The sequence below is a fragment of the Pseudoalteromonas sp. ATL1 genome (assembly GCF_058933015.1).
This window is the reverse complement of sequence record NZ_JBZYXL010000001.1, coordinates 423,998-439,080: the sequence shown is the minus strand read 5'-3', so window position 1 is coordinate 439,080 and position 15,083 is coordinate 423,998. Positions and strand designations below refer to the sequence as shown.

Annotated in this window: 8 protein-coding genes and 3 rRNA genes; 6 read left to right on the top strand and 5 right to left on the bottom strand. The window is 45.1% G+C overall.

Annotated elements, in window-relative coordinates; all coding sequences use genetic code 11:
- Positions 1-77: 77 nt before the first annotated feature.
- Complete coding sequence (rho, locus tag AC5FX4_RS02030) at positions 78-1,337, bottom strand: transcription termination factor Rho (protein ID WP_493604864.1); 1,260 nt, start codon at positions 1,335-1,337, stop codon at positions 78-80.
- A 210-nt stretch (positions 1,338-1,547) separates the two neighbouring features.
- Positions 1,548-1,874 carry a thioredoxin TrxA gene (trxA, locus tag AC5FX4_RS02025; RefSeq protein ID WP_493604863.1) on the bottom strand — a complete coding sequence of 109 codons (327 nt, stop codon included), beginning with the start codon at positions 1,872-1,874 and terminating at the stop codon, positions 1,548-1,550.
- A gap of 91 nt (positions 1,875-1,965) precedes the next feature.
- On the opposite strand from trxA, the gene rhlB reads away from it, so the two are divergent.
- The 5 genes from rhlB to rrf all read left to right on the top strand — a co-directional run bounded on the left by rhlB (position 1,966) and on the right by rrf (position 10,286).
- Positions 1,966-3,237 carry an ATP-dependent RNA helicase RhlB gene (gene rhlB, locus AC5FX4_RS02020; RefSeq protein ID WP_493604862.1) on the top strand — a complete coding sequence of 424 codons (1,272 nt, stop codon included), beginning with the start codon at positions 1,966-1,968 and terminating at the stop codon, positions 3,235-3,237.
- 45 nt (positions 3,238-3,282) lie between these two features.
- The gene (gene gppA / locus AC5FX4_RS02015) at positions 3,283-4,785 is read left to right on the top strand and encodes a guanosine-5'-triphosphate,3'-diphosphate diphosphatase (RefSeq protein WP_493604861.1); all 1,503 of its coding nucleotides are present in this window, start codon (positions 3,283-3,285) and stop codon (positions 4,783-4,785) included.
- Between the two features lie 523 nt (positions 4,786-5,308).
- Positions 5,309-6,847: ribosomal RNA gene (locus AC5FX4_RS02010) — 16S ribosomal RNA — on the top strand.
- Between the two features lie 255 nt (positions 6,848-7,102).
- Positions 7,103-9,985: ribosomal RNA gene (locus AC5FX4_RS02005) — 23S ribosomal RNA — on the top strand.
- A gap of 186 nt (positions 9,986-10,171) precedes the next feature.
- A 5S ribosomal RNA gene (gene rrf, locus AC5FX4_RS02000) occupies positions 10,172-10,286 on the top strand.
- Together the 16S, 23S and 5S rRNA genes form the textbook arrangement of a ribosomal RNA operon.
- Positions 10,287-11,271: 985 nt before the next feature.
- Here rrf and AC5FX4_RS01995 read toward each other — a convergent pair.
- The 3 genes from AC5FX4_RS01995 to AC5FX4_RS01985 form a co-directional block, all read right to left on the bottom strand.
- Positions 11,272-11,502 carry a hypothetical protein gene (locus AC5FX4_RS01995; RefSeq protein WP_493604860.1) on the bottom strand — a complete coding sequence of 77 codons (231 nt, stop codon included), beginning with the start codon at positions 11,500-11,502 and terminating at the stop codon, positions 11,272-11,274.
- An 87-nt stretch (positions 11,503-11,589) separates the two neighbouring features.
- Complete coding sequence (locus tag AC5FX4_RS01990) at positions 11,590-12,351, bottom strand: substrate-binding periplasmic protein (protein WP_493604859.1); 762 nt, start codon at positions 12,349-12,351, stop codon at positions 11,590-11,592.
- A gap of 176 nt (positions 12,352-12,527) precedes the next feature.
- Complete coding sequence (locus tag AC5FX4_RS01985) at positions 12,528-13,058, bottom strand: RNA polymerase sigma factor (RefSeq protein ID WP_493604858.1); 531 nt, start codon at positions 13,056-13,058, stop codon at positions 12,528-12,530.
- Between the two features lie 359 nt (positions 13,059-13,417).
- Here AC5FX4_RS01985 and AC5FX4_RS01980 point away from each other — a divergent pair, with 359 nt between their 5' ends.
- On the top strand, positions 13,418-15,070 hold the full coding sequence (locus AC5FX4_RS01980) for a (2,3-dihydroxybenzoyl)adenylate synthase (protein WP_493604857.1): 1,653 nt from the start codon (positions 13,418-13,420) through the stop codon (positions 15,068-15,070).
- The last annotated feature ends 13 nt before the right edge of the window (positions 15,071-15,083 follow it).

The window sequence follows — 15,083 nt, the reverse complement described above, 5'->3', positions numbered from 1 at the left end:
GTGTATAAATGACACATCGCCAAATTTGGGACAATAAAAAAGCCTGCAGAAGCAGGCTTTTTTCATCAATTAAATAATTACTTACGACGCATTAAGTCGAAAAATTCATCGTTAGTTTTACTCATTGAAAGCTTGTCAATGAGGAATTCCATCGCATCGATTTCTGACATTTCATGTACAATCTTGCGTAAAATCCACATCTTTTGAAGCTCATCCGGTTTAGTGAGTAACTCTTCGCGGCGAGTACCTGAACGGTTAAAGTCGATAGCAGGGAATACACGCTTTTCAGCAATCTTACGATTCAGGTGTAGCTCCATGTTACCCGTACCTTTAAACTCTTCGTAGATAACTTCATCCATTTTAGAGCCCGTGTCGATAAGTGCCGTGGCGATGATAGTTAAGCTACCACCTTCTTCTACATTACGTGCAGCACCAAAGAAACGTTTTGGTTTATGCAGTGCGTTGGCGTCAACACCACCCGTTAATACTTTGCCTGACGAAGGGATCACCGTGTTGTATGCACGTGCTAAACGGGTGATTGAGTCCAGTAGAATGACCACATCTTTTTTGTGTTCTACTAAGCGCTTGGCTTTTTCAATCACCATCTCAGCAACTTGTACGTGACGGTTTGCTGGCTCATCGAAGGTAGATGCAATGACTTCACCCTTAACTAGGCGTTGCATCTCGGTTACCTCTTCAGGACGTTCGTCGATAAGCAATACCATTAAAGTTGCATCAGGATTGTTGTAGGTAATTGACTGCGCAATGTTTTGCAATAACATCGTTTTACCCGCTTTTGGTGGTGCAACGATAAGTGCACGTTGTCCTCTACCAATCGGTGATGCTAAGTCTAATACTCGTGCAGTAATATCTTCCGTACTGCCGTTACCGCGCTCCATCACAAAGCGTTCGTTGGCGTGAATTGGCGTTAAGTTTTCGAATAAAATCTTTGTACGAGAGTTTTCAGGTTTATCGAAATTAACCTCGTTGACTTTCAATAACGCAAAATAGCGCTCGCCATCTTTAGGTGGACGAATAAGGCCACTGATGGTGTCGCCGGTGCGCATGCTGAAGCGTCGAATCTGGCTTGGTGAAACGTAAATATCGTCTGGGCCAGCTAAGTAAGAAGCTTCTGATGAGCGCAAAAAGCCGAAGCCATCTTGTAGAATTTCTAAAACACCGCCGCCGAAAATGTTTTCACCACTTTTAGAGTGGGCTTTCAAAATGGCAAAAATAATGTCTTGTTTTCTTAGACGAGCTACGTTTTCGAGTCCCATAGACTCGGCTAGTTTTACAAGTTCGTTGATTGACTTGTCTTTCAGTTCGCGTAAATGCATATTGGTGGGTTCTTTATTACAATTGTCATTCCCGTTTATACGAGAGAGGCTGATTTGATAAAACTAAAGGTTAGTGGTGATATAAGTTAGCAGGTAGGCCGCTGGCCGTCCAGTCTTTATACAAATTTTGTGTCAAAAATCTAAATTTACTGGAATATCGTGTTACACACACCCGCCAGTTTTGCCTGACGGATGTGCATAAAAACACAATTAGATGTTGTTTTCTAGGAACTCAACCAGTTGAGTTTTAGACAACGCACCTACTTTAGTTGCTGCAACTGCACCATCTTTGAATAGTAGTAATGTTGGAATACCACGAATACCAAACTTAGGTGGAGTACCTGCGTTTTGGTCGATGTTCAGCTTACCAATAGTTACACGACCAGCAAACTCGTCAGCAACTTCGTTAAGAATTGGGGCAATCATCTTACAAGGACCACACCACTCAGCCCAGAAATCTACGAGTACTGGCTGTTCAGATTTTAGTACGTCTGCTTCAAAGCTGTCGTCGGTAAGTTGAATAATTTTGTCGCTCATTGCGCTCTCCATTAGAATTAGGCTAATTATTTAATGCGTATTTAAACACTCTTGTTTCTTATTGCAAGTTTAAACGTTATGCTTTATCGCTATGACTAAGACACATTTGACCAATAAAAAATTTTCTGACTTTGCTTTAGCACCGGAAGTGGTCGCCGGTTTAACTGCGAATGGCTTTGAATATTGCACGCCAATCCAAGCAAAGTGTTTACCTTTTGTTGTTGATGGCCGCGACATTGCGGGCCAAGCACAAACGGGGACAGGTAAAACATTGGCTTTTTTAACAGCCACTTGCCACCGTTTGTTACAATCAGAGGGGGCGTCCAGAAAGCAACCAAGGGCACTGATCATGGCTCCTACAAGGGAGCTTGCGATTCAGATACATAAAGATGCAAAAATTATCGCGCCACACTGTGATCTCAAACTAGGTTTGTTATATGGTGGCGAAGAGTACGAAAAACAACGTGCGCAACTGGAAAATGGCGTAGATATTTTAATTGGCACGACCGGACGATTAATCGATTTCTATAAACAAGGCGCGTATAGCCTCAATGAAATTGAAGTCGTGGTACTCGATGAAGCGGATCGCATGTTCGATCTTGGCTTTATAAAAGACATTCGTTATTTATTCAATCGAATGCCAGATACTTCGGAACGTTTGAACTTATTGTTCTCGGCAACGTTGTCGTATCGAGTGCAAGAGTTGGCATTTGAACATATGACTAACCCGGAGCATGTGCAGATTGAACCGGATGTAAAAACGGGTAAACGTATTCAAGAAGAGTTATTTCACCCATCTCATGATGACAAAATACCGCTTCTACTGACGTTGATCGAAGAAGAATGGCCTGAAAAAGCCATTATTTTCGCAAACACTAAACAAAGTTGTGAAAATGTATACGCGTGGATGAAGGCGGATGGGCACCGAGTCGGATTACTGACTGGTGATGTAAATCAGAAAAAACGTCAAAGTATTCTAGCGCAGTTCACTAAAGGCGAGGTGGACTTTCTGGTTGCCACAGACGTTGCAGCTCGAGGCTTACATATTCCAGAAGTGAGCCATGTGTTTAATTTTGATTTGCCAGATGACTGCGAAGATTATGTTCACCGTATTGGTCGTACAGGTCGAGCGGGGGCTTCGGGTCATGCAATTAGCTTCGCTTGTGAGCAATATGCATATAATTTACATGAAATAGAATCATATATAGAGCATGCAATACCTTTGTCTCATTATGATAAGTCTGCATTGCTAGAAGACTTAACTAAGCCTAATATGCAAAGAAAAAGGAACTACTCGTCTGGACCACGCAACCGTAACAACGGACGTCGTCAAGGTAGTTACCAAAAACAACGTTCTAATTAATTGAAGAACGAGTACATTGGTAGTTGTTACTAGAGGTTTAATGTAGTGGGGCAAAAAATTCCACAAAGCGATGTGTTTGCTGTTATTGATCTGGGCTCTAACAGCTTCCACATGTTAATCGCAAGACATGTGGCGGGCGGTGTTCATACTATCGGTCGGGTAAAACGTAAGGTACGTTTAGCGGCTGGCTTAGATCAAAACAACGTTTTATCACAAGAAGCGATGCAAAGAGGCTGGGAATGCTTGGCATTGTTTGCAGAACGTTTACAAGATATTCCAAAGCAAAATATTAGCATTGTTGCCACAGCTACACTTCGCTTGGCTATAAATGCCGAAGAGTTTAAGGAGCGAGCAGAGCAGATCTTGCATCACAAAATTAATGTGATCAGTGGAGAGCTGGAAGCGAAAACGATTTATAAAGGGGTTGCCCATACCTCAGCCTGCCAAGGACGCCAACTTGTGATTGATATTGGTGGCGCCAGTACCGAGGTGGTTATCGGTAAAGGGTTTGACGCACTGCTTTATAAAAGCCTCAATATGGGCTGTGTTACTTTTCTGGAAACGTACTTTAGTGACGGACTATTGAGCAAAGCCAATTTTGCACATGCCGTGTCTGCCGCAAAAGTTATTATCAAGCCTATCCAAAAAGACTTTATTGATATGGGCTGGGAGCTAGCCATTGGCGCTTCAGGCACTGTGCAAGCAATTCAAGAGATCCTCTCAGCAGATGGTCAAAGCGATATGCTTACTCTTGCAAAGCTCAAAGAGATCCAAAGTCAAGCAATTGCATGTCATACCATCGCTGAACTTGCTCTACCTGGATTAAGTGAAGAGCGTCGATTAGTTTTTGTTTCGGGATTGGCTATCTTAATCGCGCTTTTTGAGTCGCTACATATTTCGCAAATGGGGTTGGCTGGTGGCGCACTAAGAGAAGGTGTGCTCTATAGCATGATCCCAGAGTTACATAACTCTGATATTTGTAAGCGAACACTGGATAGTTTTTCAGACAGATATCACGTAGATAAACTACAGGCGAGTTATGTGTCTGAACAAAGCTTATTATTAGTGAACCAGCTTAGTGATGTTTGGCAACTTGATATCGATGCAGCAAAGAAGATACTCAATGCGGTTTCTTATGTGCATGAAATAGGTTTGATCGTCGATTACAAACTGTACCACAAGCACAGTGCCTACATTTTAAGTCATACGGGTATGCCGGGGTATTCTAAGACTGAAAAACAGTTGATTGTTTTGCTTACAGCTTCTCATCGTTCTGATCTGAGTTTAAAGCAGTATGCTAGCTTAGGATCTAACAGTGTGATAGCGCAGCGTTTGACACGTATAATCCGTCTAGCGGTGATTTTATCAATGCGCCGCCAAGATGATGTTGCACCGCCGGTAACAATTGCATCGGATAAACACGATAAAGTGACATTGGGTTTTGAAGATGAGTGGCTAACTAATCATCCTTTAATGGAAAGTGAGATAGAGCAAGAAGCGCAATATCAACGCAAAATCGGCTGGGATATACAAATAGAGCGCTTTTAAGCGCTCTATTTGTATATAAAACTACCAAAAATAGCCGTTTCGCTCGAAAATCAGCCGAACAATCTATTTTTATCAATTTTCTTAAAAAAGCACTTGCGCTTTTAATTCGCCGCCCTATAATGCGACCCCACTGACACGGAGCGCTACGCTGAATAAGCAAGGCAACAACGAGTCAGCGTCAAGTAAAACTTAAACTTGAAACTCCTTAAAAAGAAACTTCAAATTAAGTGTTGACAAAAAATCGGGAATGCTTAGAATGCACATCCCTCGAGGCGCGAAAGTAACTCGAAACGTTCTTTAAAAATATGAAGCAATCATCTGTGTGGGCACTCGTACAGATTGAGTTCTAACAGCAAAATCTAGCCTAGCTAGAGGATGCAAACAAATTTAGAGTCTCAATTGAACTGAGTGACCAACGGAAACAAGTTTACTTGTTTCAGCACAGTCAATTCGATTTTTCTTTTATAAAGGGAAATCAAAATCAGAATTCAATGAGCACGAAACTTAGGTTTCAAAAAACTTTTAATTGAAGAGTTTGATCATGGCTCAGATTGAACGCTGGCGGCAGGCCTAACACATGCAAGTCGAGCGGTAACATTTCTAGCTTGCTAGAAGATGACGAGCGGCGGACGGGTGAGTAATGCTTGGGAACATGCCTTTAGGTGGGGGACAACAGTTGGAAACGACTGCTAATACCGCATGATGTCTACGGACCAAAGTGGGGGACCTTCGGGCCTCACGCCTAAAGATTGGCCCAAGTGGGATTAGCTAGTTGGTGAGGTAATGGCTCACCAAGGCGACGATCCCTAGCTGGTTTGAGAGGATGATCAGCCACACTGGGACTGAGACACGGCCCAGACTCCTACGGGAGGCAGCAGTGGGGAATATTGCACAATGGGCGCAAGCCTGATGCAGCCATGCCGCGTGTGTGAAGAAGGCCTTCGGGTTGTAAAGCACTTTCAGTAAGGAGGAAAGGTTGGATGTTAATAGCATTCAGCTGTGACGTTACTTACAGAAGAAGCACCGGCTAACTCCGTGCCAGCAGCCGCGGTAATACGGAGGGTGCGAGCGTTAATCGGAATTACTGGGCGTAAAGCGTACGCAGGCGGTTTGTTAAGCGAGATGTGAAAGCCCCGGGCTTAACCTGGGAACTGCATTTCGAACTGGCAAACTAGAGTGTGATAGAGGGTGGTAGAATTTCAGGTGTAGCGGTGAAATGCGTAGAGATCTGAAGGAATACCGATGGCGAAGGCAGCCACCTGGGTCAACACTGACGCTCATGTACGAAAGCGTGGGGAGCAAACAGGATTAGATACCCTGGTAGTCCACGCCGTAAACGATGTCTACTAGAAGCTGGACTCTTCGGAGGACTTTTTCAAAGCTAACGCATTAAGTAGACCGCCTGGGGAGTACGGCCGCAAGGTTAAAACTCAAATGAATTGACGGGGGCCCGCACAAGCGGTGGAGCATGTGGTTTAATTCGATGCAACGCGAAGAACCTTACCTACACTTGACATACAGAGAACTTTCTAGAGATAGATTGGTGCCTTCGGGAACTCTGATACAGGTGCTGCATGGCTGTCGTCAGCTCGTGTTGTGAGATGTTGGGTTAAGTCCCGCAACGAGCGCAACCCCTATCCTTAGTTGCCAGCGATTCGGTCGGGAACTCTAAGGAGACTGCCGGTGATAAACCGGAGGAAGGTGGGGACGACGTCAAGTCATCATGGCCCTTACGTGTAGGGCTACACACGTGCTACAATGGCGCATACAGAGTGCTGCGAGCTCGCGAGAGTCAGCGAATCACTTAAAGTGCGTCGTAGTCCGGATTGGAGTCTGCAACTCGACTCCATGAAGTCGGAATCGCTAGTAATCGCGGATCAGAATGCCGCGGTGAATACGTTCCCGGGCCTTGTACACACCGCCCGTCACACCATGGGAGTGGGTTGCTCCAGAAGTGGTTAGCCTAACCTTCGGGAGGGCGATCACCACGGAGTGATTCATGACTGGGGTGAAGTCGTAACAAGGTAGCCCTAGGGGAACCTGGGGCTGGATCACCTCCTTATACGATTTAGAACTTATTTGTTCGTAGTGTCCACACAGATGATTGTTGCTTGGTCTTATGACTGAGTGATATTGCTCTTTAAAAATTTGGAAAAGCTGATAATTAATTCTTGTAGATATTTATATCTATAAAGAGTTTTCAAAAGTAAAACATGCCGATAAATCTTAAGATTTATTAGCGTCTACTTTAGTATTCAATATTAACTTCTGGCGAAGTTAAACTGTCTTTGACGATACAAACCATTTTGGGTTGTATGGTTAAGTGACTAAGCGTACACGGTGGATGCCTTGGCAGTTGGAGGCGATGAAGGACGTACTAACTTGCGATAAGCCTAGTTGAGCCAGTAAGAGGCGCTTGAGACTAGGATTTCCGAATGGGGAAACCCGGCCCTTTGGGTCATCATGCAGTGAATACATAGCTGTATGAAGCGAACGCGGAGAACTGAAACATCTAAGTACCCGTAGGAAAAGAAATCAACCGAGATTCCGAAAGTAGCGGCGAGCGAAATCGGACTAGCCCTTAAGCTTTAGTGTAGTTAGTGGAACATTCTGGAAAGTATGACGACACAGGGTGATAGTCCCGTACACAAAAACTTATCTAAAGTGAAATCGAGTAGGTCGGAGCACGTGAAACTTTGACTGAATATGGGGGGACCATCCTCCAAGGCTAAATACTCCCAACTGACCGATAGTGAACCAGTACCGTGAGGGAAAGGCGAAAAGAACCCCTGTGAGGGGAGTGAAATAGAACCTGAAACCGTGTACGTACAAGCAGTAGGAGCACCTTCGTGGTGTGACTGCGTACCTTTTGTATAATGGGTCAGCGACTTATATTTTGTAGCGAGGTTAACCGAATAGGGTAGCCGTAGCGAAAGCGAGTCTTAACTGGGCGCTTAGTTGCAAGGTATAGACCCGAAACCCGGTGATCTAGCCATGGGCAGGTTGAAGGTTGAGTAACATCAACTGGAGGACCGAACCCACTAACGTTGAAAAGTTAGGGGATGACCTGTGGCTAGGAGTGAAAGGCTAATCAAACCGGGAGATAGCTGGTTCTCCCCGAAATCTATTTAGGTAGAGCCTCGGACGAATACTTACGGGGGTAGAGCACTGTTAAGGCTAGGGGGTCATCCCGACTTACCAACCCTTTGCAAACTCCGAATACCGTAAAGTAATATCCGGGAGACACACGGCGGGTGCTAACGTCCGTCGTGAAGAGGGAAACAACCCAGACCGCCAGCTAAGGTCCCAAAGTGTATGTTAAGTGGGAAACGATGTGGGAAGGCTAAAACAGCTAGGAGGTTGGCTTAGAAGCAGCCACCCTTTAAAGAAAGCGTAATAGCTCACTAGTCGAGTCGGCCTGCGCGGAAGATGTAACGGGGCTAAACATACCACCGAAGCTGCGGCTGCGAATTTATTCGCGGGGTAGGGGAGCGTTCTGTAAGCCGTTGAAGGTGTACCGGGAGGTATGCTGGAGGTATCAGAAGTGCGAATGCTGACATGAGTAACGACAATGCGGGTGAAAAACCCGCACGCCGGAAGACCAAGGGTTCCTATCCCATGTTAATCAGGGTAGGGTAAGTCGACCCCTAAGGCGAGGCTGAAGAGCGTAGTCGATGGGAAACGGGTTAATATTCCCGTACTTGGAATAATTGCGATGGGGGGACGGAGCAGGCTAAGTAAGCATGGCGTTGGTTGTCCATGTGAAAGTGCGTAGGCTGAGAACTTAGGAAAATCCGGGTTCTTAAGGCTGAGACACGAGACGAGCACCTACGGGTGTGAAGTTACTGATGCCCTACTTCCAGGAAAAGCCTCTAAGCTTCAGATTATTTCGAATCGTACCCCAAACCGACACAGGTGGTCAGGTAGAGAATACTAAGGCGCTTGAGAGAACTCGGGTGAAGGAACTAGGCAAAATTGTACCGTAACTTCGGGAGAAGGTACGCTGTTGTTGGTGATGGGATTTACTCCTTAAGCTGACGACAGCCGCAGTGACCAGGTGGCTGGGACTGTTTATTAAAAACACAGCACTGTGCAAAATCGTAAGATGACGTATACGGTGTGACACCTGCCCGGTGCCGGAAGGTTAATTGATGGGGTTAGACGTAAGTCGAAGCTCTTGATCGAAGCCCCGGTAAACGGCGGCCGTAACTATAACGGTCCTAAGGTAGCGAAATTCCTTGTCGGGTAAGTTCCGACCTGCACGAATGGTGTAACCATGGCCACGCTGTCTCCACCCGAGACTCAGTGAAATTGAAATCGCAGTGAAGATGCTGTGTACCCGCGGCTAGACGGAAAGACCCCGTGAACCTTTACTACAGCTTGGCACTGAACATTGAGCCTACATGTGTAGGATAGGTGGGAGGCTTTGAAGCGGTGACGCCAGTCATCGTGGAGCCGACCTTGAAATACCACCCTTGTATGTTTGATGTTCTAACTTAGGTCCCTTATCGGGATTGAGGACAGTGCCTGGTGGGTAGTTTGACTGGGGCGGTCTCCTCCCAAAGAGTAACGGAGGAGCACGAAGGTTGGCTAAGTACGGTCGGACATCGTACGGTTAGTGTAATGGTAGAAGCCAGCTTAACTGCGAGACAGACACGTCGAGCAGGTACGAAAGTAGGTCATAGTGATCCGGTGGTTCTGAATGGAAGGGCCATCGCTCAACGGATAAAAGGTACTCCGGGGATAACAGGCTGATACCGCCCAAGAGTTCATATCGACGGCGGTGTTTGGCACCTCGATGTCGGCTCATCACATCCTGGGGCTGAAGTCGGTCCCAAGGGTATGGCTGTTCGCCATTTAAAGTGGTACGCGAGCTGGGTTTAGAACGTCGTGAGACAGTTCGGTCCCTATCTGCCGTGGGCGTTTGAGAATTGAGAGGGGCTGCTCCTAGTACGAGAGGACCGGAGTGGACGAACCGCTGGTGTTCGGGTTGTGATGCCAATTGCATTGCCCGGTAGCTACGTTCGGGATCGATAACCGCTGAAAGCATCTAAGCGGGAAGCGAGCCTCGAGATGAGTTCTCACTTTAACTTTAAGTTAACTGAAGGGCCGTTGGAGACTACAACGTTGATAGGCTGGGTGTGGAAGCGTAGTGATACGTTAAGCTAACCAGTACTAATTACCCGTGAGGCTTAACCATACAACGCCAAAGTGGTTTAAGCGACAGAAGTTAGTATTAACTAAAGTAGATTTTTACGAATTATCAGAATTTTTCCAGATTTAAGCAAAGTGAAGGTCGCGACAGCAGTGTTGCTTGATATTCACCTTGCGCAAATGAAATGCTCAAGCAAAGCTTGAAGTCATTAACCATTTGCACTCCAGTTTTCCTGGTGACTATAGCGTTTTGGAACCACCTGACCCCATGCCGAACTCAGAAGTGAAACGAAACAGCGTCGATGATAGTGTGGCAGCTGCCATGTGAAAGTAGAACATCGCCAGGTCCTAATAAGAGAAACCCCGATACGAAAGTATCGGGGTTTTTTGCGTCTGGTACAAAATTGTCTCTTGGGTTCTTGCAGAAGAAACTCGCTGATAAAGAGACATGTTTGCGCAAGGTGAAGCCAGCAACCTTCACAGCAACAAAGCAACGCTCCCTCAGTTTGGTAGGTGAGTCCCTCAGCAGCAGCTAAACAGGCTCACTTCACCTTGCGCAAAAAGAGCGTTTCGCTTCGCTCAAGTCGCTAACCTTTTGCACTGTAGCGTCGATGATAGTGTGGCAGCTGCCATGTGAAAGTAGAACATCGCAAGGTCCTAATAAAAGAAAGCCCGATTCGAAAGAGTCGGGCTTTTTTGCGTTATGTGCAAAATTGTCTCTGGGTTCTTGCAGAAGAAACTCGCTGATAAAGAGACATGTTTGCGCAAGGTGAAGCCAGCAACCTTCACAGCAACAAAGCAACGCTCCCTCAGTTTGGTAGGCGAGTCCCTCAGCAGCAGCTAAACAGGCTCACTTCACCTTGCGCAAAAAGAGCGTTTCGCTTCGCTCAAGTCGCTAACCTTTTGCACTGTAGCGTCGATGATAGTGTGGCAGCTGCCATGTGAAAGTAGAACATCGCCAGGTCCTAATAAAAGAAAGCCCGATTCGAAAGAGTCGGGCTTTTTTGCGTTTGGTGCAAAAGTGCTAAATCGTCTCAGGGGAAGCTGAGATTATGTACTTTGATGAAGAGACGAATTAGCGCAAGGTGAAGTAATCAACCTTCGCTGTTGTTGAGGGGAGAGAGTACCTTAGCAGCAGTTAAACTTACTCATTTCACCTTGCGCAAAGGAAACGTCCTCACTGCGTTCGTTATCGTTAACCCTTTGCACCCTGCTTGCGCAAAAAGAGCGTTTCGCTTCGCTCAAGTCGCTAACCTTTTGCACTGTCGCTGCCATGTGGAGGTAGCCGCTACGGAGTAGAACATCCTACTTCGTAGCGAACCAAGGCCTCTATTAAGAGAAACTCCGAAACGAAAGTGTCGGTTTTTTTGCGTTATGTGCAAAATTGTCTCTGGGTTCTTGCAGAAGAAACTCGCTGATAAAGAGACATGTTTGCGCAAGGTGAAATGAGTCACCTTCACTGCCGCTAAGCAATGCTCCCTCAGTTTGGTAGGCGAGTCCCTCAGCAACAGCTAAACGGCTCACTTCTCCTTGCGCAAAAGGAAACGCCCTCACTACATTCATTGTCGTTAACCCTTTGCACGAAAGAGCGTTTCGCTTCGTTCAAGTCGCTAACCTTTTGCACTAGCGCACCTACAACGTTCACTGTCGTTAATCCTGCGTACTTTTAAATAAGCAGTTCTGTTCGTACTGCTCTCTATACGAATTATCTTGCCATAATGTTTCCATGCCTTTGTCAAAGGTGGCTACGTACTCTGGGTGGTGCTTATTGATTAGTAGGTATCCTTGTTGGATAAAAGCGGGTTTAGTCTGTGAGACTATCTGTGATCTTTGTAGCTCAGTTAGTTTCTTTGCATACACTGCTTTGGTTTGCTCAGTCAAAATAACGATATCAGCCCTTTTCTTGAGTAAGTAGGGTAAGTTTTTAGTCGTGTAAGTGGCATTTACGATGGATATTTCATACTTCTTGACGGCGTCCATAAGTGCATCAGGATATGTGAGTCCCTGATTTAGAACGAGCCTAAAAGGCTCTAAGTCTTTATATTCATTATATTCGAAGTTGAGTTCTTTAAGATGGTAGAAGCGACTCACTTCTTCCGTTAACGGGTAGGATGTATAGATATAGTGGCGTGCCCGAGCGGTACTTTTGTACCAATATGCACTACCTATGAAGTTTATTTTCATGCCTTCATGAAAGGCCCTATCCCAAGGCATAAACTCGAATTCTACCGTTAAGTTGGATACAGCAAAGGCATCACGGATAAGTTTTGCAACACAACCTTGATCAGGGCTTGTTTGGTCGATGTAAGGAGGCCATTGGCCTGTGCTAATACGAAGCGTTTTGCTGATAGCGCTTGAGAACGATGGCCAGCTTGCCAATAGAAAAGAAAAAAGCAGAGCGAGTTTCAGCACATGGTCTCTCAGAGGATGATTTAACTACATTAAATATAGCCATATTCCGTCTATTATGCACCGAGCATGTGGGTGCTCTTTTCAATTACCAGTGATTGTTATTTATTGTCATTATCACAATCAATCTATGCAGTTTAGCTTGTGTAGCGGCAAATTACTTCTTACATATTCAATGTCTAGTAAGCTACCACTGTTTGGCAAGTGGATACGACTTCTTGCAGAGTGAAGTTAACCAAGGTGGGTGAAATTGCACATATTTTGGCGATGTCTTTTTGTTTGTAACCACCACGTTTGTACAAACTTAGAATATTTTGGTGGCGCTTTGATAACGAGCTTACTGCTTGCATTATACGGCCATTAAGGCTCTGCTCAATCAGTGTTTCTTCAATGTTAATTTGAGTATCAACACACTGAGCAGGCTCTGCATTTTCAATACTGATCCAGCTTTCTTTTGCCTTTTTTCTGAGCATGTCGATGGCAATATTTTTTGCAGTTTGATAACAGTATGCACTTTGGTTTGAGACCGCATCTAAAGGCTCCGACATTTTCGACAAGCGAATAAATGTTTCCTGTAGCGCGTCTTCGGCCAAGTATTGGCAGTGTAAAATTGAAGTTAGGTAAACAATGAGTTTATTCCTTTGCATTTCAATTACGTCAGACCAACAGTGTTCGCCTCGTACTGGATTAGCACTTTGACCCACAGTCATTTTCTCTCCCTCCTTTGTTGAATAAATCGAAATGAAAATAATTATCAGTTAGATCCTAGTTCCATTCTTGGCTTTTTGTCAATACAAAAAAAGTTTTTGTTTATTACTTAATTGTAACGTTTGTGTCTTTTTTAGGTTTTTAGGGCGTTGATTGGTGAGATCGAAAAAATATGAAGATTTTCCTAAATTTTGCCCAAATAAACTCGTCATAGGGTAGTTGTGAGCAAATTGAATTGTTCCATATTTTTTAATTTATTGATTTTAAGTCTCTTTAGTCATTTCTTGGTGTTGGGAATAAAGTGCAGGGAAAGTGACGTTGAATAGAGCGCCTTTATAATTAATTTCATAAGGTTTTATTTATGTTAAATAGTTGTGTCGAGTGGCCCGCTGAAGACGTTGAGCGATATCGTGAGCTTGGATATTGGATTGATGAGGAATTGTGCCAAATTTTAGAGCGACAAGTGCAGAGTAATCCATCTGCTATTGCTGTTATCGATAGCGGTAATGAGAAGACATATCGCTGTTTAGATAAAGAAGCAACTCGGCTGGCAGGCTACTTAGCGAAACAAGGCTTAAGTGCAGGAGATACGGCGATTGTCCAATTGCCAAACTGTTATGAATTTTATGTGGTGTTTTTCGCGTTACAAAAACTAGCTGTATTACCCGTCAATGCCTTGATGAACCACAATCAGCTTGAACTCACGCATTATGCGCAAGCATTAAATCCAAAACTAATCATTGCCGATGCGAAGCACCCATTATTTATTGACGGTGCTTTCACTGAACAACTAAAAATGAGCGCACCGCAACTGGCACACGTACTTCTCCGTGGACAAACCAATTGGACTCGCAGTCTTACTGAAAAGCTCTACGCGTCAGCCAGTTTTGAGCACTTTGACTCTTTGCCATTTCGTAAACACCAAGCTGACAATGTGGCATTTTTCCAGCTCTCTGGTGGTAGTACAGGTACGCCGAAGCTGATCCCGCGTACGCACAACGATTATTACTATAGTGTTCGACAAAGCGTCGAGGTTTGCCAGTGGAATGAACAAACGCGTTATTTGTGTGCGCTACCAGCGGCACATAATTTTCCATTAAGCTCACCCGGTGCGCTAGGCGTATTTTTCGCGGGTGGAACGGTGATCTGCGCCCCTGATCCTTCTCCCAGTAGTTGCTTTTCGCTTATCCAAAAACATCAGATTAATTGGACTGCATTGGTTCCTCCAGCGGTTACCCTATGGCTCGATTCACAAGAGCGTGCACGCTATGACTTAAGTTCATTGGCTGTGATCCAAGTTGGTGGTGCAAAGCTCAGTGCCACGCTCGCAGCTCGACTTGAAAATGATTTACAAGTGACCTTACAGCAGGTGTTTGGCATGGCAGAAGGTCTAGTGAATTACACCCGACTAGATGACGACCAATGGACTCGACATAACACTCAGGGTCGACCTATGAGTGAGGCGGATCAGATCCGCATTGTCGATGAAAACAATCAACCTGTGCCTGAAGGTGCGGCGGGTTTGTTGACCACAAAAGGGCCTTATACATTTCGAGGTTATCTCAACGCTCAGTTGCATAATTTAACGGCTTTCACCGAACAAGGGTTCTACTGTAGTGGTGATGTGGTCAAACTCAGTCCTTGTGGAAATATCATCGTTGAAGGACGTGACAAAGATCAGATCAACAAGGGGGGTGAAAAGGTCGCTGCAGAAGAAGTTGAAAACCAACTACTTGCGCACCCGAGCGTGCACGATTGTGCCGTAGTAGCAATGCCAGACTCGCTACTTGGTGAGCGAATTTGTGCCTTTGTTGTTGCACGTGAACATGCTGAGCAGCCATTAACCAAGGTTACTTTAAATCGTTTCATTCGTGGTCGAGGTCTTGCCGATTACAAATATCCAGACCGATTTGAATTCATTGCTACTTTGCCAAAAACCAAAGTGGGCAAAGTAGACAAACGCGCATTGCGCGAACATATCGCAAACTTACTCGCTTCAGTGCAAAACGTTTAACAAGGAACAGGAA

Excerpts from the sequence above, each read along its gene's own strand:
- trxA (WP_493604863.1), bottom strand. The coding sequence starts at position 1,874 with ATGAGCGACAAAATTATTCAACTTACCGACGACAGCTTTGAAGCAGAC.
- AC5FX4_RS01985 (WP_493604858.1), bottom strand. The coding sequence starts at position 13,058 with ATGACTGTGGGTCAAAGTGCTAATCCAGTACGAGGCGAACACTGTTGG.
- rho (WP_493604864.1), bottom strand. The coding sequence starts at position 1,337 with ATGCATTTACGCGAACTGAAAGACAAGTCAATCAACGAACTTGTAAAA.
- AC5FX4_RS01980 (WP_493604857.1), top strand. The coding sequence starts at position 13,418 with ATGTTAAATAGTTGTGTCGAGTGGCCCGCTGAAGACGTTGAGCGATAT.
- rhlB (WP_493604862.1), top strand. The coding sequence starts at position 1,966 with ATGACTAAGACACATTTGACCAATAAAAAATTTTCTGACTTTGCTTTA.
- AC5FX4_RS01995 (WP_493604860.1), bottom strand. The coding sequence starts at position 11,502 with ATGAATGTAGTGAGGGCGTTTCCTTTTGCGCAAGGAGAAGTGAGCCGT.